The organism is Methylobacterium sp. 4-46, from assembly GCF_000019365.1.
In the GTDB taxonomy this organism is placed as follows: domain Bacteria; phylum Pseudomonadota; class Alphaproteobacteria; order Rhizobiales; family Beijerinckiaceae; genus Methylobacterium.
Map to the genome: position 1 here is coordinate 3,922,274 of NC_010511.1, position 22,365 is coordinate 3,944,638.

Annotated in this window: 19 protein-coding genes and 1 riboswitch; of the genes, 8 read left to right on the forward strand and 11 right to left on the reverse strand. The window is 73.3% G+C overall.

Annotation, left to right across the window (positions count from 1 at the left end; translation table 11 throughout):
- The first annotated feature begins 93 nt into the window (after window positions 1-93).
- On the forward strand, window positions 94-234 hold the full coding sequence (locus M446_RS38180) for a hypothetical protein (protein WP_018260214.1): 141 nt from the start codon (window positions 94-96) through the stop codon (window positions 232-234).
- A 224-nt stretch (window positions 235-458) separates the two neighbouring features.
- Here M446_RS38180 and M446_RS16815 read toward each other — a convergent pair whose 3' ends face one another.
- The 6 genes from M446_RS16815 to M446_RS16840 are packed head-to-tail and all read right to left on the reverse strand — an operon-like array spanning window position 459 to window position 6,130.
- The gene (locus tag M446_RS16815) at window positions 459-1,358 is read right to left on the reverse strand and encodes a dihydrodipicolinate synthase family protein (protein ID WP_012333299.1); all 900 of its coding nucleotides are present in this window, start codon (window positions 1,356-1,358) and stop codon (window positions 459-461) included.
- A gap of 60 nt (window positions 1,359-1,418) precedes the next feature.
- Entirely contained in the window at window positions 1,419-2,417 is a 999-nt protein-coding gene (locus M446_RS16820) for a branched-chain amino acid ABC transporter permease (RefSeq protein WP_012333300.1), read from the reverse strand.
- A gap of 12 nt (window positions 2,418-2,429) precedes the next feature.
- The gene (locus M446_RS16825; protein ID WP_012333301.1) at window positions 2,430-3,335 is read right to left on the reverse strand and encodes a branched-chain amino acid ABC transporter permease; all 906 of its coding nucleotides are present in this window, start codon (window positions 3,333-3,335) and stop codon (window positions 2,430-2,432) included.
- A 55-nt stretch (window positions 3,336-3,390) separates the two neighbouring features.
- On the reverse strand, window positions 3,391-4,614 hold the full coding sequence (locus tag M446_RS16830; protein WP_012333302.1) for an ABC transporter substrate-binding protein: 1,224 nt from the start codon (window positions 4,612-4,614) through the stop codon (window positions 3,391-3,393).
- Between the two features lie 60 nt (window positions 4,615-4,674).
- Window positions 4,675-5,385, reverse strand: a complete 711-nt coding sequence (locus M446_RS16835; protein ID WP_012333303.1) for an ABC transporter ATP-binding protein — start codon at window positions 5,383-5,385, stop codon at window positions 4,675-4,677.
- Window positions 5,378-6,130, reverse strand: a complete 753-nt coding sequence (locus tag M446_RS16840; protein ID WP_012333304.1) for an ABC transporter ATP-binding protein — start codon at window positions 6,128-6,130, stop codon at window positions 5,378-5,380. The genes M446_RS16835 and M446_RS16840 overlap by 8 nt, the downstream gene beginning before the upstream one ends.
- Before the next feature lie 198 nt (window positions 6,131-6,328).
- On the opposite strand from M446_RS16840, the gene M446_RS16845 reads away from it, so the two are divergent.
- On the forward strand, window positions 6,329-7,048 hold the full coding sequence (locus M446_RS16845; protein ID WP_012333305.1) for a GntR family transcriptional regulator: 720 nt from the start codon (window positions 6,329-6,331) through the stop codon (window positions 7,046-7,048).
- A gap of 85 nt (window positions 7,049-7,133) precedes the next feature.
- Here M446_RS16845 and edd read toward each other — a convergent pair whose 3' ends face one another.
- Both edd and M446_RS16855 read right to left on the reverse strand, forming a co-directional pair.
- Window positions 7,134-8,984, reverse strand: coding sequence for a phosphogluconate dehydratase (gene edd, locus M446_RS16850; RefSeq protein WP_012333306.1), 1,851 nt, complete (start codon window positions 8,982-8,984; stop codon window positions 7,134-7,136).
- 222 nt (window positions 8,985-9,206) lie between these two features.
- On the reverse strand, window positions 9,207-10,109 hold the full coding sequence (locus M446_RS16855) for a hypothetical protein (RefSeq protein ID WP_012333307.1): 903 nt from the start codon (window positions 10,107-10,109) through the stop codon (window positions 9,207-9,209).
- Between the two features lie 360 nt (window positions 10,110-10,469).
- Window positions 10,470-10,572: riboswitch (glycine riboswitch) on the forward strand.
- Window positions 10,573-10,718: 146 nt separating this feature from the next.
- On the opposite strand from M446_RS16855, the gene gcvT reads away from it, so the two are divergent.
- From gcvT to gcvP, 3 genes are read left to right on the forward strand one after another with little or no spacing between them, the layout of a single operon-like run.
- The gene (gcvT, locus tag M446_RS16860; RefSeq protein ID WP_012333308.1) at window positions 10,719-11,861 is read left to right on the forward strand and encodes a glycine cleavage system aminomethyltransferase GcvT; all 1,143 of its coding nucleotides are present in this window, start codon (window positions 10,719-10,721) and stop codon (window positions 11,859-11,861) included.
- 14 nt (window positions 11,862-11,875) lie between these two features.
- Window positions 11,876-12,238, forward strand: a complete 363-nt coding sequence (gene gcvH / locus M446_RS16865; RefSeq protein ID WP_012333309.1) for a glycine cleavage system protein GcvH — start codon at window positions 11,876-11,878, stop codon at window positions 12,236-12,238.
- Between the two features lie 19 nt (window positions 12,239-12,257).
- Window positions 12,258-15,098: an aminomethyl-transferring glycine dehydrogenase gene (gene gcvP, locus M446_RS16870; protein ID WP_012333310.1), complete on the forward strand. Its 2,841-nt coding sequence runs from the start codon at window positions 12,258-12,260 to the stop codon at window positions 15,096-15,098.
- Between the two features lie 137 nt (window positions 15,099-15,235).
- On the opposite strand, the gene nifA is transcribed toward gcvP, so the two are convergent.
- The 3 genes from nifA to M446_RS16885 form a co-directional block, all read right to left on the reverse strand.
- Entirely contained in the window at window positions 15,236-17,116 is a 1,881-nt protein-coding gene (nifA, locus tag M446_RS16875; RefSeq protein ID WP_018260203.1) for a nif-specific transcriptional activator NifA, read from the reverse strand.
- Between the two features lie 289 nt (window positions 17,117-17,405).
- A complete protein-coding gene (locus tag M446_RS16880) occupies window positions 17,406-17,936 on the reverse strand; it encodes a carboxymuconolactone decarboxylase family protein (protein ID WP_012333312.1) in 531 nt (176 codons plus the stop codon).
- Window positions 17,937-17,947: 11 nt separating this feature from the next.
- Window positions 17,948-18,502, reverse strand: a complete 555-nt coding sequence (locus M446_RS16885; protein ID WP_012333313.1) for a peroxiredoxin — start codon at window positions 18,500-18,502, stop codon at window positions 17,948-17,950.
- Between the two features lie 323 nt (window positions 18,503-18,825).
- Between M446_RS16885 and M446_RS16890 the strand changes: the two genes are divergently transcribed.
- The 3 genes from M446_RS16890 to nifH all read left to right on the forward strand — a co-directional run bounded on the left by M446_RS16890 (window position 18,826) and on the right by nifH (window position 22,292).
- Window positions 18,826-19,713, forward strand: a complete 888-nt coding sequence (locus M446_RS16890; protein ID WP_012333314.1) for a hypothetical protein — start codon at window positions 18,826-18,828, stop codon at window positions 19,711-19,713.
- A 19-nt stretch (window positions 19,714-19,732) separates the two neighbouring features.
- Complete coding sequence (modD, locus tag M446_RS16895) at window positions 19,733-20,575, forward strand: ModD protein (RefSeq protein ID WP_012333315.1); 843 nt, start codon at window positions 19,733-19,735, stop codon at window positions 20,573-20,575.
- An 817-nt stretch (window positions 20,576-21,392) separates the two neighbouring features.
- The gene (gene nifH / locus M446_RS16900; RefSeq protein ID WP_012333316.1) at window positions 21,393-22,292 is read left to right on the forward strand and encodes a nitrogenase iron protein; all 900 of its coding nucleotides are present in this window, start codon (window positions 21,393-21,395) and stop codon (window positions 22,290-22,292) included.
- The last annotated feature ends 73 nt before the right edge of the window (window positions 22,293-22,365 follow it).

The following is a 22,365-nucleotide window of genomic DNA, read 5'->3' on the forward strand; positions in this document are numbered from 1 at the left end:
CCCACTTCCGCGGGCTTGCCGGCATCCCCACATGGTCGCCCGGCGGCCGCCGCGATGGGCGGACGGCCCCTTGGCAATGTCGAGTCACGCGTCATGACCTCGATCAAGGTCAGGCTGTGCGGGGACGGCACCTACACGGTCTTCTGCGACGGCGGCGTGGTCAGCACCGGGCTGACCCGCGCCCAGGCCGATCAACTCGCGGCGGTTCTCCGCTCGATCCAGGGAGGCGGGTGAGGGCCGGGACACCGGCCCCCGCGGGAGCCTGCCGGGTCATGCCGACGGCCCGGGATGCCGACGCATCGGGCCGGCGATCCTCGCGCATCGTCGATGCGAGCCGATGGCCCGACGAAGAGTGGCTTCACCACAAGTCGAGAACGGACCCGACGGTGCCGCCACGGCACCGTCGGGATCATCCCAAATCCGATTGATCCCTTCGGGATAGCGGATGTGGGCTTCGCTCACGCGCCGCGCGGGCTTGCGGCCGGGCGATGCTCCAGGGCGCGGCGCACGGTCGCCTCGACTTGCGCCCGGCGGGATCCCGCCAGCGGGAGGCGCGGCGCCCGCACGTGCTCCGTCGAGCCGAGCGCGATCGCCTCCGCGAGCTTGATGTTCTGGACCAGATAGGTCGAAACGTCGAGGTCGAGGAGCGGCCGGAACCAGCGGTAGAGCGCGAGCGCCTCGGCGAGGCGCCCCGTCCGCAGCAGCCGGTAGAGCGCCACCGTCTCGCGCGGGAAGGCGCAGACCAGGCCCGCCACCCAGCCGACCGCCCCGACCGTGAGCGCCTCCAGGGCGAGGTTGTCGACGCCGGTGAGGATCGCGTAGCGGTCGCCCAGATGGTTGATGATCTCGGTGGTGCGCCGGATGTCGTCGGAGGATTCCTTGATCGCCACGAAGCGCGGATCCGCGGCGAGTTCCGCCATGATCCGCGGCGTGACGTCGACCCGGTAGGCGACCCGGTTCGAGTAGATCATCACCGGCAGGTCGCCGGCCGCCGCCACCGCCCGCAGCGTCGCGACCGTCTCGGCCTCGTCGGTGTGGTAGATCGGGCTCGGCACCACCATCAGGCCGGAGGCGCCGGCCCGGGCGGCGCGCGACGCCAGCGCGCAGGCCTCGCGCGTGCCCGCCTCCGAGACGGTGAGGAGGACGGGCCGGCCGCCCGCCACGCCCTGGGCGGTCCTGAGCACCGCGAGCCGCTCGTCCTGCGACAGCATCGGGCCCTCGCCGAGGGAGCCGCAGACGATCAGCCCGTCGCAGCCCGCCTCCAGCTGGAGCGCGAAGCAGCGCTCCATCTCGGCGTGATCGAGGTCCCCGTCGGGCGTGAACTTGGTCGTGACCGCGGGGAGGACACCGGTCCACATCGTGAGCGTCTCCTGTGACAAGGGCGGGAGGGAGCGGCACCCCGGCGAGGGGGCGCCGCCTCAGGCGGCCTCGGCGGGCGAGGCCGCCTGCGCGGGGCGGGACCGGGCCTGCGCGCCCGGCCTTCGCCGCGGCACGGCCCGGTGCAGCATCTCGCCGACGACGCCGCGCCGGAAGAACGAGACGCAGAGGATGAAGATCAGGCCGATCACCACCGTGACGAGGTCGCCCAGGGTCGCAAGGTAGTTCTGCAGGCCGACGACCAGCGCCGCCCCGACGAGCGGCCCGAACAGGGTGCCGACGCCGCCGAGCAGCGTCATCAGCACCACCTCGGTCGAGGTGTGGAGCGAGACGTCGTTGAGGGAGACGAGCTGGAACACCAGGGCCTTGAGGGCGCCCGCGGCGCCCGCCACGGCCGCCGAGAGCACGAAGGCGATGAGCTTGAAGCGGTCGGTCTCGTAGCCGAGGGAGGTCGCGCGCGCCTCGTTGTCCCGCACCGCCTGCAGGATCCGCCCGAAGGGCGAGTGGACGACCCGGTACACGAACAGGAAGCCCGCCGCGAACAGAGCCAGCGTCAGGTAGTACATCGCCGTGTCGGAGGAGAGCGCCACCAGCCCGAACAGGCTGCCGCGCGGGATGCCCTGCAGGCCGTCCTCGCCCCCGGTCCAGCGCAGCTGCACCGCCAGGAAGGACACGACCTGCGACAGGGCGAGGGTGATCATCGCGAAGGAGATGCCCCGCCGCCGGATCGCGAGGCCGCCGATCACCAAGCCGGCGAGGGCCGCGGCGAGCACCCCGGCGAGGAAGGCCGCCGGCATGCCGAGCGGATGGCTGCCGAGGCGGATCATCAGGGCCCCGGTGACGTAGCCGGCGGTGCCCAGGAAGGCGGCGTGCGCGAAGGAGACCAGCCCGGTGAAGCCGAGCAGCAGGTTGAAGGCGCAGGCGAACAGCCCGTAGCACATCACCTTCATGACGAAGACCGGGTAGATCAGGTGCGGCACGAACGGCACCGCGAGCGCCGCGGCGACGAGGGCGGCGAACAGGCGCAGGGTCGTCGGCATCGCGCGTCCCCCTCAGGCTTCGCGGCCGAACAGGCCGGCCGGGCGCAGCAGCAGCACCAGGGCCATGATCACGAAGATCACCACCGTGGAGGCCTCCGGGTAGACGACCTTGGTGACGCCCTCGACGAGGCCGAGCCCCAGGCCCGTGACCATCGCGCCCAGGATCGAGCCGAGGCCGCCGATCACCACGACCGCGAACACGATGTTGAGGATGCTGCCGCCCATCAGCGGGGTCACCTGCATGATCGGGGCGGCGAGCACGCCCGCGAGCCCCGCCAGGGCGACCCCGAAGCCGTAGGCCAGCGTGATCATCAGCGGCACGTTGATGCCGAAGGCCTGGAGCAGGCGCGGATTCTCGGTCCCGGCCCGCAGGTAGGCGCCGAGCCGCGTGCGCTCGAAGGCGTACCAGGTGGAGAGGCAGATCAGCAGCGAGGCGCCGACCACGAAGACCCGGTACTTCGGGAGCAGCATGAAGCCGACATCGACCGGCCCCTGGAGCGATTCGGGCGGCTCGTAGCCCTGGCCCGAGACCCCGTAGGCGTGGCGGAACAGCCCCTCGGTCACCAGGGCGACCCCGAAGGTCAGGAGCAGGCCGTAGAGGTGGTCGAGATGGGAGAGGCGCCGCAGCAGCAGGCGCTCGACCGCCATGCCGAGGGCCGCGACGCAGAGGGGCGCCACGAGGAGGGCCGGCCAGAAGCCGATCTGGAATTCGGGCATGCCCAGCCAGGGACCGACCTGCGTCAGGCCGATCCAGGCCAGGAATGCCGCCATCATGAACTGCGCGCCGTGCGTGAAGTTGATGATGTTGAGCAGGCCGAAGATGATCGCGAGTCCCATGCTCAGCATCGCGTAGAAGCAGCCGGCGATGAGCCCGATCGTGACCTGAGCGAGGGCGCTCTGCAGCGTGATGTCCGGCATCGGGAGGCTCCGGCGTGGCGGGCGGGGTGCCGGCGCGGCGCGCCGGCGCGCGGGGTCAGCCCCGGGCGTTGAGGGGGCAGGCGTCGCTCGGCTTCGGATAGACGTCCTCGCCCTTGAGCACCGCCTTGACGGTGTAGAAGTCCCAGTCGCGCTTCGACTCGGAGGGCTTCTTGACCTGGAGCAGCAGCAGGTCGTGCACCAGGGCGCCGTCCGCGCGCAGGCGGCCGTTGCGGATCACCGCGTCGTCGATCGTCATGGTCCGCAGCTTCGCCATCACGGCGCCGGCCTCGTCGGTGCCGGCGGCCTCGATCGCCCGCAGGTAGCTCAGCACCGCCGAGTAGACCGCCGCCTGCGAGGCGCTCGGCATCCGCTTCGTGCGTGCGAAGTAGGTCTCCGCGAAGGCGCGCGAGCGCGCGTCGAAGTCCCAGTAGAAGGCCTCGGTGAGGTACATGCCCTCGGCCTTGGCGAGGCCGAGGCTCCTCACGTCCGTGATGTAGGTGAGGAGCGGCGCGATGACCTGCTTGTCGCCGCGGCCGATGCCGTACTCGGCGGCCTGCTTGATGGCGTTGATGGTGTCGGCCCCGGCATTGGCGAGGGCGATCACCTGGGCGCCGGTGGCCTGGGCCTTCAGCATGTAGGAGGAGAAGTCGCCTCCCGGGAAGGGATGGCGCGAGGTGCCCAGCACCTTGCCGCCCCCGGCCTCCACCACCGCGGCGGCGTCGCGCTCCAGCGAGTGGCCGAACGTGTAGTCCGCCGTCACGAAGTACCAGGATGTGCGGCCGGCCCGGAGCAGCGCCTTGGCGGTGCCGGCGGCGAGCGCGGCGGTGTTGACCATCCACTGCGCGCTGAGCGGCGAGCACTTGTCGGTGATCGCCGCCATGGCGACGCCCGCCGAGAGCATCGTCACCCGGTTCTTCTGGCGGGCGATCTCCATCACGGCGAGCGCCGTGGAGGAGGTCGGGAAATCGGCGATCATGTCGACCTTGCCCTGGTCGAACCACTCGCGGGCGAGGTTCGCGGCGATGTCGGGCTTGTTCTGGTGGTCGGCCGCGACCAGTTCGACCGGGGCGCCGAGCACCTTGCCGCCGACCTCGTCGATGGCGATCTGGGCCGCCACCGCGGAGCCGCGGCCGGTGAAGTCCGCGTAGATCCCCGACATGTCGGTGAGGATGCCGACCTTCACGACGCCGTCGCTGACCGCCTCGGCGGCCCGCCCGCCCGCGGCCGCGAAGGCCGCGAGCGAGAGCCCCAGCGCGTATCCGATGAACCGCGACCGCATTCCCGCCTCCTGTGACCCCGGCCTGCCGCCGGTCCCGTCCCGATATCCCTCCTGCCGGCCTCAGACGCCGAGGAGCTGCGCGACCTCCTCCTCCCGCGCGGCGACCGCCTCGGCCGGGATCTCCGCGGCGACGCGGCCGTGCTCCACCACGTAGTGGCGGTCGGCGAGGGAGCGGGCGAAGTGGAAGTTCTGCTCGACGAGCACGATGGTGAAGCCGCGGCTCTTGAGCAGCGCCACCGCCCGCCCCAGCGCCTCGACGATCACCGGCGCGAGACCCTCGGTGATCTCGTCGAGGAGCAGGATCCGGGCGCCGGTGACGAGGATGCGGCCGAGGGCCAGCATCTGCTGCTCGCCCCCCGAGAGCTGCCCGCCATAGCTGTCCTGCCGCTCGGCGAGGTTGGGAAAGAGGCCCAGCACCTCGGGCAGCGCGAGACCCTGCGTCCCGAGCCGGGGCAGGAGGGTGAGGTTCTCGCGGGTGGTCAGCGTCCGGTAGACGCCGCGCTCCTCCGGGCAGTAGCCGATCCCCAGGCGGGCGATGCGGTGGGGCGGGCGCTGGATCACCTCCTCGCCCCGCACCCGCACCGAGCCGGCCCGCCGGTCGGTGAGGCCGAGGATCGCCCTCAGGGCGGTGGTGCGCCCCGCGCCGTTGCGGCCGATCAGCGTGACGCACTCGCCCTCGCGCACCGTGAGCGACATGCCGAACAGGGCTTGGCTCTCGCCGTACCAGGCTTCCAGGTCGCGGGCCTCCAGGACGACCGGGCGCTCAGCCATGCCCGCCTCCCAGGTAGGCGGCCCGCACCGCGCCGTCGCGCGAGACCTGCGCGTAGCTGCCCTCGGCCAGGATCTCCCCGCGCTGCAGCACCGTGATCGTGTCGCAGAGGTCGGCCACGACCGACATGTTGTGCTCGACCATCACGACCGTCCGGCCCTGCGCCGCCCCGCGGATCAGGTCCTTGACCCGGGCGACGTCCTCGACGGCCATGCCCTGGGTCGGCTCGTCGAGGAGCAGGACGGGCGGGTCGAGCGCGAGGGTGGTGGCGAGTTCCAGGGTGCGCTTGCGCCCGTAGGGCAGGTCGGCGGCGGGCATCTCGGCCGCGTCGGCGAGGCCGACCTCGCCGAGCAGGTCGAGCACCTTCCCGTCGAGCGCCGCCAGGGAGGCGCAGGAGCGCCAGAAGCAGTACTGCGTGCCGAGCCGCCGCTGCAGGGCCACCCGGACGTTCTCCCGCACGCTCAGGTGCGGGAAGGTGGCGGAGATCTGGAAGGAGCGCACGAGCCCCCGGCGCGCCGTGGCCGCCGGGCCTTCCCGCGTGATGTCCCGGCCCTCGTAGAGGATGCGCCCGCTCGTCGGCGCGACGAACTTGCTCAGGAGGTTGAACACCGTCGTCTTGCCGGCGCCGTTCGGGCCGATCAGGGCGTGGATGCTGCCGCGCCGCACCCGCAGGTCGAGGCCGCGCACGGCCGTGAACCCGCCGAAGGACTTCGTCAGACCCACTGTCTCCAGGGCGAGGACGACCACGGCCGGGCTCCTTGTCGAGGTCGATTCGTAGATTGTATAAAATCTGCACCGCGGTCAACAGCCGCGCCGCGGCGCAAGTCCCCAGGGCCGCGTCACCAAGGCCGCGTCACCAAGGCCGCGTCACCGAGGCCGCGCGCCGCGCCGGCCCTGGCGCGAGGCCGGCGAGATGTATAATTTATCCGCCATGGAGCGCGTCACGTGAGTTCGGGGACCACCCCGCCGCCCTCAGGCCCCCGGCCCCCGGCCAGGGGGGAGCAGCTGCGCCACCGCACGGTCTCGGCGGCCGTGGCCGACGCTCTGCGCCAGCGCATCCTCGGCGGCGCGTTGCGCCCCGGGACGCAGCTGCGCCAGGACGCGCTGGCGGAGGAGTTCGGCATCAGCCGCATCCCGGTCCGGGAGGCGCTGCTGCAGCTCGAAGCGAGCGGCCTCGTCAGGATCGTGCCGCACCGGGGAGCGGTCGTCTCGGGCCTCTCGGTCGAGGAGATCGAGGACGTGTTCCAGCTGCGCGCCCTGCTGGAGCCGCAGCTGCTGATCCTGTCGGCGCGCGGCCTGACGGCGGAGGATTACCGGGACTTGCGGGCCCTGCTCGGCGAGTACAAGGCGGCGCTCTGCGCCGAGCGGATCGACCTCTGGGGCGAGCTGAACCGGCGCTTCCACCTCGGCCTCTTGCGCCACGCGGGGCGGCCGCGCTCCCTCGGCATCGTCTCCGGCCTGCTTCAGGATTGCGACAGGCCGACCCGGCTGCAACTCTCCCTTACCGGCGACGTGGCGCGGGCGGACCGCGAGCACACGACCCTGCTCGACCTCTGCGAGGCAGGCGAGGTCGTGGCCGCCGCCGCCCTGCTGCGGTCCCACATCGAGCATGCGGGCCGGGCGCTGATCGGGCTCTACCGCAGCGTCGAGGCGGCGGGCGCCTGACCCGCCGCGCGCCGCGGCCGGAGGCCGCCCGCGGGTCGGCCGCCGCCTTCGCGGGCGCGCCGGTCGGCGCGCGCGAATCGGCCGCTCAGCCGAGCGCCTCGCCGAAGATGGAGGCGCCCGCATCCGCCGCGCCGACCGCCGCCCGGAAGGCCCCGAACAGCTCGCGGCCGATCCCGACATGGGAGGCGGCGAGGTCCGCGGTCGCGGGCGCGCGCGCCGCCCACTCGGCCGGCGGCACCAGCACCTCCAGCCGCCCGGCCGGGGCGTCGACGCGCACCACGTCCCCGTCGCGGATCCGGGCGATCGGCCCGCCCTCCGCCGCCTCGGGGGTGACGTGGATGGCCGAGGGCACCTTGCCGGAGGCGCCCGAGAGGCGGCCGTCCGTGACCAGCGCGACCCGGTGGCCGCGGTCCTGCAGCACGCCGAGCGGCGGCATCAGCTTGTGCAGTTCCGGCATGCCGTTCGCCTTCGGGCCCTGGAAGCGCACCACCGCCACCACGTCGCCCCGAAGCTCGCCCGCCCGGAAGGCCGCCTGCAGCGCCTCCTGCGAGTGGAACACCCGCGCGGGCGCCTCGATCACCTGCCGCTCGGGCGCCACCGCCGAGGTCTTGATCACCGCGCGGCCGAGATTGCCCGCCAGCACGGCGAGGCCGCCGGTCGGCTGGAACGGCGCCGCCGCGCCCCGCAGCACGCCGGTCTCGCCGCTCTCCGCCGGGCCCTCCCGCCAGGCGAGGCCGCCCGCCTCGGTCAGCACCGGCTCGCGCGTGTAGGCGTGCAGCCCCGCCCCGAGCACGGTCTGCGCGTCCGCGTGCAGCAGCCCTTCGCCGAGGAGTTCGCGGATCACGAAGGGCATGCCGCCCGCCGCGTGGAAGTGGTTCACGTCCGCCGTGCCGTTCGGGTAGACGCGGGCGAGGAGCGGCGTCACCTCGGCGAGGTCGGAGAGGTCCTCCCAGGTCAGGGTGATGCCGGCCGCCGCCGCCATCGGCAGCAGGTGGAGCGTGTGGTTGGTCGAGCCGCCGGTCGCGTGCAGCCCCACGATCCCGTTCGCGAAGGCCCGCTCGTCCAGGAGCTGCCCGACCGGCAGGTACTCGTTGCCGAGCGCCGTGATGGCGAGGGCGCGCTGCGCGGCGGCCCGGGTCAGCGCGTCGCGCAAGGGCGTGTCCGGCGTGACGAAGGAGGCCCCGGGCAGGTGCAGGCCCATCATCTCCATCAGCATCTGGTTGGTGTTGGCCGTCCCGTAGAAGGTGCAGGTGCCCGGCCCGTGATAGGAGTCGGATTCGGCGGCGAGCAGGGCGTCGCGCCCCACCTTCCCCTCGGCGTAGAGCTGGCGGATCTTCGCCTTCTCGGGGTTGGGCAGGCCGCTCGTCATCGGGCCGGAGGGGATGAACACCGCCGGCAGGTGCCCGAAGGCGAGGGCGCCGATGACGAGGCCCGGCACGATCTTGTCGCAGATGCCGAGGAACACGGCGGCGTCGAAGGTCTGGTGCGAGAGGGCGACGGCGGTCGAGAGGGCGATGACGTCGCGCGAGAACAGGGAGAGTTCCATGCCGGCCTCCCCCTGGGTGATGCCGTCGCACATGGCCGGCACGCCGCCCGCCACCAGGGCGACGCCGCCGGCCTCGCGGGCCGCCTCGCGCAGCAGGTCCGGGTAGCGCTCGTAGGGGCGGTGGGCCGAGAGCATGTCGTTGTAGGCGGTGACGATGCCGAGGCTGGCGCCCTGGCCGTCGCGCAGCATCGCCTTGTCGCCCGGGCCGCAGGCGGCGAAGCCGTGGGCCTGGTTGGCGCAGCCGAGGGCGCGGCGCCGGGGCGCGCGGGCCGCCTCCCCGGCGATGCGCTCCAGGTAGCGCGCGCGCCGGTCGCGGCTGCGCCGCGCGATCCGCTCCGTCACCTCGCCGAGGCGCGCGTGGAGGGGGGACGTTGGCTCAGATGTCGTCACGACACGATCCTCGCGTTGCGGCGGCAGGGCGGCCCCTCCCGCGCGTCGAGATGAGACGCGGCCCGTCGCGCCGCCGATGCCCCGGACGGCCGCAAGATTCGCACCGCGCACCCGATTTCCGTAACGTCATGGCGCGCGGGACGGAGTCAAGTCGATCGCCGCCATAGCACGGATCCGCGCGCGAGCCCCGCCGCGCCCCGTCGGCGTGCCGCGGGCCGGCGCTCAGGCCGGCGCGGCGCCCTCGGCGGCCTCCGGCCCGGCCGGCAGGCACGCCCTCGGCGCCGGGCGGGGCCGGGCGCGGCGGGCGGCGGGCTGCAGGCGCGCCTCCACCTCGGCCGCGCTCGGCAGTGCGGCGCCGTGCGGGGCGCAGGCCAGGGCCGAGGCGGCCCCCGCATAGGCCAGCAGGTCGCCGAGCGCCTCCGCGTCGAGTCCGGCGAGGCCCTCCCCCGTCATGCGCCCGGTCCGGAACAGCCGGGCCAGGAGGGCGGCCTGGAACATCTCGGCCGCCCCGGCCGCGGCGCTTGCCGGGGCCGGCAGGCTCACCGCGCAGCCGGGCGCGAAGGCGAGCGCGCCCCGCCCGGCCAGCGTCACCGTGACGAGCGAGGCGCCGCGTCCGAGGAGGAGCCAGGCGGCCTCGGCGGGCTCGAGACCGAGGGCGCGGCGCAGATCCTGGTCGCGGGCGGTCACGTGGTCGGCCGCCCGCAGGAGGCGCTCGGCCGGAGGAATGCCCGCCTCCGGCGCCCGCGCGACGGCGGGCAGGCCCAGGCTGACGCTGATGACCCGGCCGCCGGCCTCGCGCTCGGCCAGGGCCGCGTCCGCCCGCCCCGCCGGGCCCGCCGTCAGGGGCCCGACCCGGAACGCGATCGCCCGCACCTGCGCGGGCAGCGCCTCCTCCGAGCGCGGCAGCACCGGAAGATCGTCGGCTTCATTCTCCGCATCCTCCGCGCGCGGCGCGGCCGCCTCGCCGGCCCCCTCGCGCAGAATCGCGGCGGGCACGCCGAGCCTCAGCAGCCCCGCCGCCAGGAGAACCGGCGACCCGCCCGCGAACGCCCTGCCTGCCGGGCCCGCGTGCGCGGCCGCCTCCTCCGCGCGCTCCCGGCGGGACTCGCCGCAGACGAGAATCATGGCGCCGCCCTCCCAAGATGCGGCCCGTGCCCGCACAAGCTCGCGCCCATGTCTCGCCGCCTCGCCGTCGCGTGATGACCGTCCGCAAGCTGACCGAATTCAGCGCGAACGCAACCGCATCAATCTACTTAACTCTAGGGAATATGGCGTGTTCGGTCATGACCTGTTGCGTCAAGATCACGCGGCCAGGATCGCGCGCCGAGGATCGCCCGCCCGATTCGGTGCGGACGCTTCGGGAGGCCCGAACCCGCGCCGCGGGCCCGCGATGCCGGCCCGCGCGGGGCGGGACGGCCCGCGCCCGGCGACGGGACGCGGAGATTGCGCCGCACGCGCTCTTGTGCTTTGGTCCAACCGTCCGAACAGGGCGATGCGGGAGAGCCCAGCCCGGCGCGATGCGCCGGGCATGGCGCCGACGGAGCAACCACCCCCGGAAACTCTCAGGCACAATCACCGCATCGTTGGACAATCTGGAGAGAGGCGCCGTCCGGCGTCCACCGAAGGAGAAACCTCGCACGCCCGTGCGGGGGAAGCTCTCAGGTACCCGCGACAGATGGGGGTGGCCGCGACGCGTCAGCGCCGTCGGTCCCGTATGTCGCGGAGGATCCTGAGATGTCAGCGCAGCCCGCCGAGTCGGTTGCCCTCGAAACCACGCCCCTGCACGACCTGCACCAGCGCCTCGGCGCGCGCATGGTCCCGTTCGCGGGCTATTCCATGCCGCTGCATTATCCGCCGGGCCAGCTCAAGGAGCACCTGCACACCCGCGCGGCCGCCGGCCTGTTCGACGTCTCCCACATGGGGCAGATCCTGCTGCGGGGCGAGGATCCGGCCGCGATCGCCCGCGCCCTCGAGGGCCTGATCCCGGCCGACCTCGTCGGGCTCAAGGTCGGGCGCCAGCGCTACGGGCTCCTCACCGACGCCGCGGGCGGCATCCTCGACGACCTCATGGTGGCGCGCTTCGAGGATCATGTCGTCGTCGTCGTCAACGCGGCGAACAAGAAGGCCGACGCCGCCCACCTGCGGGCGCATCTCCCGGCCGCGATCACCGTCGAGGAGCGGCCCGACGCGCTCCTCGCCCTGCAGGGGCCGGCCGCGGAGGCGGCCCTGGCGGCGCTCGCGCCCGAGGTCGCGGCGATGCGCTTCCTCGACGTTCGGGCGGTCACCCTGCTGGGCGCGCCCGGCTTCGTCGCCCGCTCCGGCTATACCGGCGAGGACGGGTTCGAGATCTCGGTGCCGGCCGCGGTCGCCGCGCCCCTGGCGGAGGCGCTTCTGGCGCAGCCCGGCGTGCAGCCGGTCGGGCTCGGCGCCCGCGACACCCTGCGGCTCGAGGCGGGCCTGTGCCTGCACGGGGCCGATATCGGCCCGGACACCAGCCCGGTCGAGGCGGGCCTGACCTTCGCGATCCCCAAGGTCCGCCGCCGCGGCGGCGCCCGGGAGGGCGGCTTTCCCGGCGCGGCGCGCATCCTGCACGAGTTCGAGGCCGGCCCGGCCCGGCGGCGCGTCGGGCTGCGGCCCGAGGGCCGCGCCCCGGTCCGCGCCGGCGCGCCCCTCCTGGCGGAGGCGGGCGGCGCGCCGCTCGGCCGCGTCACCTCGGGCAGTTTCGGCCCGAGCCTCGGCGGGCCGGTGGCCATGGGCTACGTCGCCGCCTCGCACGCGGCGGACGGCACCCGGATCGTGGCGGAGGTCCGCGGCCAGGCCCTGCCCCTCGCCGTGACCCCCCTTCCCTTCCTCGCCGCGACCTTCAAGCGGGACTGACCGGAGCGACACCGATGCTGCGTTTCACCGAAGACCACGAGTGGCTGAGGCTCGAAGGCGACGTCGCCACGGTCGGGATCACCCGGCACGCGGCCGAGCAGCTCGGCGACCTCGTCTTCGTCGACCTGCCGAAGGTCGGGACCACCCTGAGCAAGGGCGCGGCGGCGGCCGTGGTCGAGTCGGTCAAGGCCGCCTCCGACGTCTACGCGCCCCTCGACGGCGAGGTGACGGAGGCGAACGACGCGGTCGTCGCCGCCCCGGAGACCGTGAACCAGGATCCGGAGGGCGCGGGCTGGCTCTACCGGATGCGGCTCGCCGACCCGTCCAGCCTGGACGCCCTGATGGACGAGGCGGCCTACGCCGCGCTCCCGAAATAGGAATCGAGGAGCCGCGACCATGGCCGCCTACGACCCCTACGACTTCGCCAACCGCCGCCACATCGGCCCGACGCTCGGCGAGATGGCCGAGATGCTGGCCCGCGTCGGCGCGCCGAGCCTGGAGGCGCTGATCGACGAGACGCTGCCGGACGACATCCGCCAGAGCGAGCCGATCGAGTTCGGCCGGCCGCTCACCGAGCGCCGCGCCATGGAGCGGATGCGCGCGGTCGCCGACAAGAACCGGCTGCTCGTCTCGCTGATCGGCCAGGGCTACCACGGCACCACGATGCCGCCCGCGATCCAGCGCAACATCTTCGAGAACCCGGCCTGGTACACGGCCTACTCGCCCTACCAGCCGGAGATCAGCCAGGGCCGCCTGGAGGCGCTGCTGAACTTCCAGACCATGGTCTGCGACCTCACCGCCCTCGACATCGCCAACGCCTCGCTCCTCGACGAGGCGACCGCGGCCGCGGAGGCGATGGGCATGGCCCAGCGGGTCGCCACCGCCAAGGCCGACGCCTTCTTCGTCGACCGGGATTGCCTGCCCCAGACCATCGCGGTGCTGCGCACCCGGGCGGCGCCCCTCGGCTGGCGCATCGTCGTGGGCGACCCCTTCCGCGACCTCGATCCGCGCGCGGTGTTCGGCGCGCTGTTCCAGTATCCGGGCGTGAACGGCGCCGTCCACGACTTCGCCGGCCCGATCGCCGCCCTGCACGCGGCCGGGGCCATCGCGGTGGTGGCGGCCGACCCCCTGGCGCTGACGCTCCTGCGGGCGCCGGGCGAGATGGGCGCCGACATCGCCGTCGGCTCGATGCAGCGCTACGGCGTGCCGATGGGCTACGGGGGCCCGCACGCCGCCTACATGGCGACCCGCGACGCCTACAAGCGGGCGCTGCCGGGCCGCATCGTCGGCGTCTCGGTCGATGCGCGCGGGCGGCGCGCCTACCGCCTCGCCCTCCAGACCCGCGAGCAGCACATCCGCCGCGAGAAGGCGACCTCGAACATCTGCACCAGCCAGGTGCTGCTCGCCGTCGTCGCCTCGATGTACGCGGTCTATCACGGGCCCGAGGGACTGAAGGCGATCGCCCAGCGCGTCCACCGCGACGCGGTGCGCCTCGCGGACGGGCTCGCGCGCCTCGGCTTCACGGTCGAGCCGGAGACGTTCTTCGACACCGTGACGGTGGCGGTCGGCCCCTTCCAGGGCATGATCCTGCGCAGCGCCGTCGAGAACGGGGTCAACCTGCGCCGGATCGGCGAGGACCGCATCGGCATCACGGTCGACGAGCGCACGCGGCCGGACATTATCCAGGCGGTGTGGCGCGCCTTCGGCGGCACGGACCTCGTCTACGACGAGGCCTGGCCCGCCCCGCGCCTGCCCGCCGGGCTCCTGCGGACCTCGCCCTACCTCACCCACCCGATCTTCCACATGAACCGGGCCGAGAGCGAGATGACGCGCTACATGCGCCGCCTCGCCGACCGCGATCTGGCGCTCGACCGCACCATGATCCCGCTCGGCTCCTGCACGATGAAGCTCAACGCCACGGCCGAGATGCTGCCGATCTCCTGGCCGGAATTCGCCGAGATCCACCCCTTCGCGCCCGCCGACCAAGCCCGGGGCTATGCCGAGCTGATCGAGGATCTCTCGGCCAAGCTCTGCGCCGTCACCGGCTACGACGCGATCTCGATGCAGCCGAATTCGGGCGCGCAGGGCGAGTATGCGGGGCTCCTCGCCATCCGCGGCTACCACCTCGCCCGCGGCGAGGGCCACCGCACGGTCTGCCTGATCCCCTCCTCGGCCCACGGCACCAACCCGGCCTCGGCGCAGATGTGCGGGATGAGCGTGGTCGTGGTCGCGGCCGACCCGCAGGGCAACATCGACGTGGACGATTTCCGCCGCAAGGCGGCCGAGCATGCCGACCGGCTCGCCGCCTGCATGATCACCTATCCGTCGACCCACGGGGTGTTCGAGGCCCGGGTGCGGGAGATCTGCGACATCGTCCACGCCCATGGCGGCCAGGTCTACCTCGACGGCGCCAACCTCAACGCCCTCGTGGGGCTCGCCCGGCCGGGGGACATCGGGGCGGATGTGAGCCACCTCAACCTGCACAAGACGTTCTGCATCCCGCACGGCGGCGGCGGCCCCGGCATGGGCCCGATCGGCGTCAAGGCGCACCTGATCCCCTACCTCCCGTCCGATCCGCGCAGCGGCGAGGCGGGCGCGGTCTCGGCGGCGCCCTTCGGCTCGGCCTCGATCCTGCCGATCTCCTGGAGCTACTGCCTGATGATGGGCGGGCGCGGGCTCACCCAGGCGACGCGGGTGGCGATCCTCAACGCCAACTACATCGCCAAGCGGCTCGAAGGCGCCTACGCCATCGTGTACGCGGGCGCGAACGGCCGCGTGGCCCACGAGTGCATCGTGGACATCCGCCCCTTCCAGAAGAGCGCCGGGATCACCGTCGAGGACGTCGCCAAGCGCCTGATCGATTGCGGCTTCCACCCGCCGACGATGAGCTGGCCGGTGGCCGGCACGCTGATGATCGAGCCGACCGAATCCGAGACCAAGGCCGAGATCGACCGCTTCTGCGACGCGATGCTGTCGATCCGGGAGGAGATCCGGGCGATCGAGGAGGGCCGGGCCGACCGGGCGAACAACCCGCTGAAGCAGGCCCCCCACACCGTGCAGGACCTGATCGGCCCCTGGGAGCGGCCCTATTCCCGGGAGGCGGCCTGCTTCCCGGCCGGCTCCCTCGGCATGGACAAGTACTGGCCGCCGGTCAACCGCGTCGACAACGCCTACGGCGACCGCCACCTCGTGTGCAGCTGCCCGCCGGTGGAGTCCTACGCGGAGGCGGCCGAGTAGGCGCATCCGGGGGGCCTGCGGGGGCCCCCGGCCTCATGCGCGATCCGGTTGATTGCTTCGCAATGCGGATGTCGGCTTCGCTCAGGCGCCGCGCGGGCTCGTGATCCGGGATCCGCTTCGATCAAGCGGATCCCGGATCAGATCCGCTTGATGTCGATGCCGTGCTTGCGCAGGGCGTAGCCGATCTGGCGGGGCGTGATCTTGAGGAGGCGGGCGGCCTTGGCCTGCACCCAGCCGGCGCGCTCCATCGCCTGCAGCAGCTGCTCCCGCTCGGTCGGGCGCGGCCGCACGACCGGGCAGGTCTCCGCGCCCGGGCAGGCGGCGGGCGGCTCGCCCTCGGCCGCCGGGGGCGACGCGTCCGGGCTCATCGGCACCGGGATCGCGGCCGCCGGAGCGGCGACCAGGGCCGCGCCCGCGGGCTTCTGCGTGCTGCCCTTCCAGAGCACCGCCGAGAGGCACTGCCCGCTCACGCAGGCGAAGTCCCGCGCGGTGATCACCTCGCCGGCCGCCAACGTGGCCGTGCGCCGGACGCAATTCTCAAGTTCGCGCACGTTGCCGGGAAAGTAGCACTTCTGCAGCACGTCGAGCGCGGTCTGCGCGAAGGCGAGCTTCGACTTGTTCTCGGCATTGTAGCGGGAGAGGAAGGCCCTCGCGAGGTCCGGGATGTCGCCCTGGCGCTCGCGCAGGGGCGGCAGCAGCAGCGACACCACGTTGATGCGATAGTAGAGGTCGGCGCGGAAATCGCCCTTGGCGACCGCCTCCTCCAGGTTGCGGTTGGTCGCGAAGACCAGCCGCACGTCGACGCGCAGGGTGCGGTTGCCGCCCACGCGCTCGAACTCCCCCTCCTGCAGGACGCGCAGCAGCTTGGCCTGGAAGGTGGCGCTCACCTCGCCGATCTCGTCGAGGAAGAGCGTCCCGCCATGGGCGAGTTCGAACCGGCCCTGGCGCGTCCCGACCGCGCCCGTGAAGGCCCCCTTCTCGTGGCCGAACAGCTCGGATTCGAGCACGCTCTCGGCGAGCGCCGCGCAGTTCACCCGCACGAAGGGCTTGCCCTTGCGGGGCGAGAGGTCGTGGATGGCGCGCGCGAAGAGTTCCTTGCCGGTGCCGCTCTCGCCGCGCAGCAGGACCGTGGTGTTGGAGCGCGCCGCGACCTCCGTCATCGCGACGAGGCGCTTCACCTTCTGGCTCTCGCCGATGATGCCGACCGACGAGGAGGTCGCGCTCGATTCGGCGAGCGCCTTCTCCAGCCGGTGGGTCTTGGCGATGAGCTGGTCGCGGTCCTGCGCCACCGTGTTGTGCAGCCGGACCGCTTGGCCGACGAGGTTGGCCACCATGGTGAGGAAGCGCGTGTCCTCGTCGAAGCGGAAGCGCGCGCTGCCGTCCCAGATCCGGTCGATCGAGAGCGTGCCGAGGACGCGCGAATCCGCCTTGATCGGCACGCCGATGAACGAGACCGTGGCCTTGCCGGCATCCTCGAACAGGTCGAGATGGCCCGCGAAGAGCGGGTCGGCGGCGACGTCCTGCACCACCAGCGGGGTCGCGGTGGCGACGATCTGGTCGATCGCCTTCTGGGGCACCCGCGCCCGGATGTGGTGGGCGACCTGCGGCGTCCAGCCGGTGCTGGAGACGATGTCCGGCCCGCCCTCCCGGTCGAGGATGACGATCATGCCGTGATGCATGCTCAGCATCGAGGACAGGATGTTGACCACGTTGGCGAGGGTGACTTCGAGGCGCCGCGCCGCGGTCAGCACCTTGGAGATCTCGTAGATGCCGATCAGCGCCACCTCGGGCGAGGTGCCCCGCGCGGCCGGGCGGGGCGCCGGGGACGGGCTCGCGGCGGGGCTCGGCGCGGGGGATGGGGGCGGGCTCGGCGGGGCGGCCCGCGCTCTCGGCGCCTGCGGCGCGGGCCGCGGCGGTTGCGGCTGGCTTTGCGCGAGCCGCGCCGGGACGACGCGCTCCACCATCGCGTAGGCCGCGTCGATCCGGGTGGGGAGGAAATCCGAGTCGTACCGCTCCATCGTGGTGCGCTCCTGGGACAGACCCGCCCGCCGGCAGCGCCCCGCCGAGGCGGCGCCGGTGGTGGTCGGATTGTGGATTGATCCGCGGCCGTCCGGCCCGGCTTGGCGCGGGGGCGATGCCCCCGGCGAGGGCGGAGGGCTCGTCTCCCCTGACGCGAGCGGCTCCGGGCCGTGATGGGAGCATTGCGCCGGCGCCCCGTCCTTGATCTGGCGCAAACCGAGCGGAGCCGCCCGCGCCGCGCCGGCACGGCGCCGGCGGCCATGCCGGCGGCCATGTCGGCGACGCGGCTCAGGCGGCGGCGCGGACGCTCTCCAGGGCGACCGCCAGCGAGGCGACGACCGCGGCGACGCGCACGGCGGCCTGGATCGCCTCCTCGCCAACCCCCGCCTCGCGCAGCACCTGCTCGTGCGCGTCGATGCAGCGCCCGCAGCCGTTGATCGCCGAGACCGCCAGCGACCACAGCTCGAAATCCGCCCGCGCGACGCCCGGATTGCCGATGCTGCTCATGCGCAGCTTCGCCGGCCGCGTCGCGTAGGCCGGGTTCGAGGCGAGGTGGGTGAAGCGGTAGTAGACGTTGTTCATCGCCATCACGGTGGCGGCGGCCTTGGCGGCCGCGAGCGCCGCCGGGGAGAGGCGCGGCGCCGCCTCCGCCTCCAGGGCGCGGGCCAGGTCCGGGTTGCGGCTCGCGAGCCCGCAGGCGACGAGGAGCCCGTCGCGCTGCTGGGCCGTCAGCGTCTCCTCGCGGCCGAGGCTGGAGAAGTTGAGCCGCACGTCCTTGGCGTAGGGCGGGAGGCTCTGGAGCAGGGCGTCGAGGGTCATCGCCGCCTCCCTCAGGCGGCTTTGAGGACGCCGCCGCCGACCTCGCGGTTGCAGGGGCAGAGCTCGTCGGTCTGCAGCGCGTCGAGCACGCGCAACGTGTCCTTGGGCGCGCGCCCGACATTGAGGTTGGTCGCGTAGACGTGCTGGATCACGTTGGCGGGGTCGACCACGACGGTGACGCGATAGGCCACGCCCTCGGGCGAGCGCACGCCGAGCCCGTCGATCAGGCTGCCCTTCGGATCCGCGAAGGACCAGATCGGCAGCCGGTCGAGATCCTTGTGGTCGCGCCGCCAGGCCAGCTTGACGTGCTCGTTGTCGCTCGATCCGCCCAGCACCACCGCGTCGCGGTCCTCGAAGTCCGGCGCCAGCTTGGCGAATTCGGCGATCTCGGTCGGGCACACGAAGGTGAAATCCTTCGGGTAGAAGAAGATCACCTTCCACTTGCCCGGGAAGCTGTCCCGCGTGAGGGCCTCGAAGGCCGAGACCCCGTTCTCCTGGTGATGATTGAAGCCGGGCTTGACCCCGACGACCTCGAAGGCGGGAAGCGTGTCACCGATGCCGAGCATATTCGCATCTCCGGGAGCGCTGTGAGGGGGAAACCGGTCCGGCCGGGGCCGAGGGCCTGCTTCAAGCCCCGTGCCAGGGGCGATCTCCTTGGAATTCAACGGATTCCATTCTGCGCCGGCCGTGTCGGGTTCCGGACACGCGCGGGGCGCGGGGTCCGGTTCGTGTCGGATTCCCGACAGGGGCGCGCCGGGCGCCGGGGGCCCGAAATCCCCGCGCCCGCAGGGGGATTCGGGCCCGCGGCGGGTCCGGGCGGCGCTGGCACGGGCGTCGCAGTGGGGGCCGGGCGCCCGCGCGCGGCGCCGCCGCGAGCCCCGGAGGCCGGATGCAGACCGTGAACAGCTTCGCGCCGGCCGGCCGGGCGCCGGTGGCGATCGTGCTCGGCACGAACGACGTCGCCACCGCGGTGGCGCACGCGCTGCACGGCGCCGGCTACGGGGTCGTGCTCTCGCGCGACGCGGCCCACCCGGTGCTGCGCCGGCGCATGGCCTTCGACGAGGCGCTGGAGACCGGCCGGGTCGAGATCGAGGGCCTGGAGGCGGTGGCCGCCGACACGCTCGTGCAGATCATGATGGCCTTCCTCGACCGCCGCTTCGTCTGCGTCACCACCATGGAACTCGGCGACCTCGTCTGCCTCGGGCTGATCGACGTGCTGGTGGATGCGCGGATGCGCATGCGCCACCTCGCGGCCGATATCCGGCCCTACGCGCGGCTCACCATCGGGCTCGGCCCGGGCTTCACCAGCGGCCGCACGGTCGACGCGGCGATCGAGACGGCGCCGGAGGCGGTGGGGATCGTCCCGCCGGCCGGCTCGACCCTGGCGGCGCACGGGCGCTCGGCCCTGCTCGGCGGCGCCGGGCGGGAGCGCTTCGCCCGCGCGCCCCGGGACGGCCTCTGGCGGACGCGGGCCGAGATCGGCGCGGCGGTGCGCGCCGGCGAGAGCCTCGGCACCTGCGCGGGGATCGCCGTCGCGGCTCCCCTCTCCGGCCGGCTCCGGGGCCTCGTGCGGGACGCGACCGATCTGCGCGCCGGGACCAAGGTCGCCGAGGTGGATCCGCGCCCGGACGGCGAGGCGTCCTGGCTCGGTATCGCCGACCGGCCCCGGCGCATCGCGGCCGCGACCCTCGACGCGATCCGCACCCTCGACGACCTCTGCGCGTCCGGACAGGATCGTGCGGGGGCCCGGGGCGGGCCGCGCATCTGGCACAGCTGACGAATCCGGAGAGAGGGCGATGAGCAGCCTGTGGTGGTCCGATGCCCTGATCGATCGCTGGCTCGCGGAGGACGTGCCCCACGGCGACCTGACCACGCGCGCACTCGGCATCGGCGAGCGCCCGGCGCGGATGCGCTTCAGCCTGCGGGCGGCCGGGACGGTCTGCGGCACGGAGGCCGCCCTGGCGCTCGTGCGGCGGGCCGGCGGCGAGGGCGCGGTGCGGGCGGCCTCCGGCAGCCGCGTGCCGGCGGGCGGCGTCCTCCTCGACGCGACCGGCCCGGCGGGGGCGCTCCACGAGAGCTGGAAGGTGGCCCAGACCCTGATCGAGGCCCTGTCCGGGATCGCCACCGCCACGGCCGCGATCGTGGACGCGGCCCGGGCGGTGGCGCCCGCCATCGCCGTGGTGACGACGCGCAAGACCCTGCCGGGCGCCAAGGGGCCGATGATCGCGGCGATCCGGGCGGGCGGGGCCGAGCCGCACCGGCTCGGCCTGTCCGAGACCCTGCTGGTCTTCCCCGAGCACCGCGCCTTCCTGCCCGACCCGGTCGCCGCGCTGACGGCCCTTCGCCGCGCCGCGCCCGAGAAGGCGATCGTGGTCGAGGTCACCGGCCTGGAGGAGGCGCGCGCGCTCCTGGCCGCGGGGCCCGACATCCTGCAATGCGAGAAGCTGCCGCCCGAGACGGTCGCCGCCGTCAAGGCCCTCGCCCGGGCGGCGGGCGGCGTGACCCGGGTCGCGGCGGCGGGGGGCGTGACCGCCGCGAACGCCGCCGCCTACGCGGCAGCGGGCGCCGACATCCTGGTCACCTCCGCGCCCTACTGGGCGAAGCCGGCGGACGTGAAGGTCGCGATCGAGGCGGCCTAGGGGGCTGCCGTCCGGTTCGGCGGGGACGCGATCCGCCACCCCGCGCGCCGACCCCGCCGGACCGGAGAACCGCCCGACGATCGCCTGCCTGATGATCCTGAACCGGTCTCGCAGGGGAAAGCGACGGGGCGGGCCGGACGCGGCACGCGCACCGCGCCTCCGAGGCCGACGATCGCTCGTCCGGCTCCGCCGTGATCTGATCTCCGGCAGATCATGGCGCGCTGCCTGCCGCAGCCCCATCCTTCCCCAGCGTGAGAAAAGGTCGGGAGGCCGTGATCCGGGATCCGCTTGATCGAAGCGGATCCCGGATCACGCGCCTGCGCGGCGCCTGAGCGCGGCGCCTGAGCGAAGCCGACATCCGCATGGCCGAAATCGGAGATGGCGAAGCAATCCGTCGGATGTCGTATGACATGACGGCCTCGTGAGCCGTTCCTCGATCTCGGTCCCGGCCGGGCAGGTCCGCGGCCCCGGACACATGCTTGAGGTCCGGCGGGGTGATGGTTCCGGACGGCGCGCGGTCTTCAGCCTCTCCGCACGAGGAACGCTGCGCGGCCGCAGCGCCCCCTCCCGGCCGCGCCCGCATCGCGCGCGCCGCCCTCTCCCGCCGCCGGGGCTGTCGGAGTTTGTCGGGTTCCCAACAGCCCGGTGGCGTCTGCGCCAATCCCCCTCTGCTGCCATAAGCTACTGAGATGATGGCAGAAACATCGTCCGAAAGCGCTGGCACATCGCTTGCGCAAACAGGGTGCGACGGCGGCGGAAGTCGCTGCCGGCCGTGACATCGGGTGCGATGTCGCCACCTACCAAGCGGGGTTCGACCATGGCTGGTCTGCGCCAAATCGCGTTCTACGGGAAAGGGGGGATCGGCAAGTCGACCACCTCCCAGAACACCCTCGCCGCCCTCGTCGAGATGGGTCAGAAGATCCTGATCGTCGGCTGCGATCCGAAAGCCGATTCCACGCGCCTCATCCTCAACGCGAAGGCGCAGGACACCGTTCTCAGCCTCGCGGCCGAGGCCGGGTCCGTCGAGGATCTCGAACTCGAGGACGTCCTCAAGATCGGCTACAGGGGCATCAAGTGCGTCGAGTCCGGCGGTCCCGAGCCGGGCGTCGGCTGCGCCGGCCGCGGCGTCATCACCTCGATCAACTTCCTGGAGGAGAACGGCGCCTACGAGGACGTCGACTACGTCTCCTACGACGTGCTCGGCGACGTGGTCTGCGGCGGCTTCGCCATGCCGATCCGCGAGAACAAGGCCCAGGAAATCTACATCGTCATGTCCGGCGAGATGATGGCGCTCTACGCGGCCAACAACATCGCCAAGGGCATCCTCAAATACGCCCATTCGGGCGGCGTGCGTCTGGGCGGGCTGATCTGCAACGAGCGCCAGACCGACCGCGAGCTCGACCTCGCCGAGGCCCTGGCCAAGCGCCTGAACTCGCAGCTGATCCACTTCGTGCCGCGCGACAACATCGTCCAGCACGCCGAGCTGCGCCGCCAGACGGTGATCGAGTACGCGCCGGCCTCCGCCCAGGCGGCCGAGTACCGCAAGCTCGCCCAGAAGGTCCACGAGAACGGCGGCAAGGGCACCATCCCGACCCCGATCACCATGGAAGAGCTGGAGCAGATGCTGCTCGACTTCGGGATCATGAAGACCGAGGAGCAGCAGCTCGCCGAGCTCGCCGCCAAGGAAGCCGCCAAGGCCGCGGCCGCCGTCCACTGATCCAACGCGCCACCGGGAGCGGCCGCGGCCGCTCCCCCGCGGCTGCTTCCCGCGGCCGCGGCCGCTCCCGCGC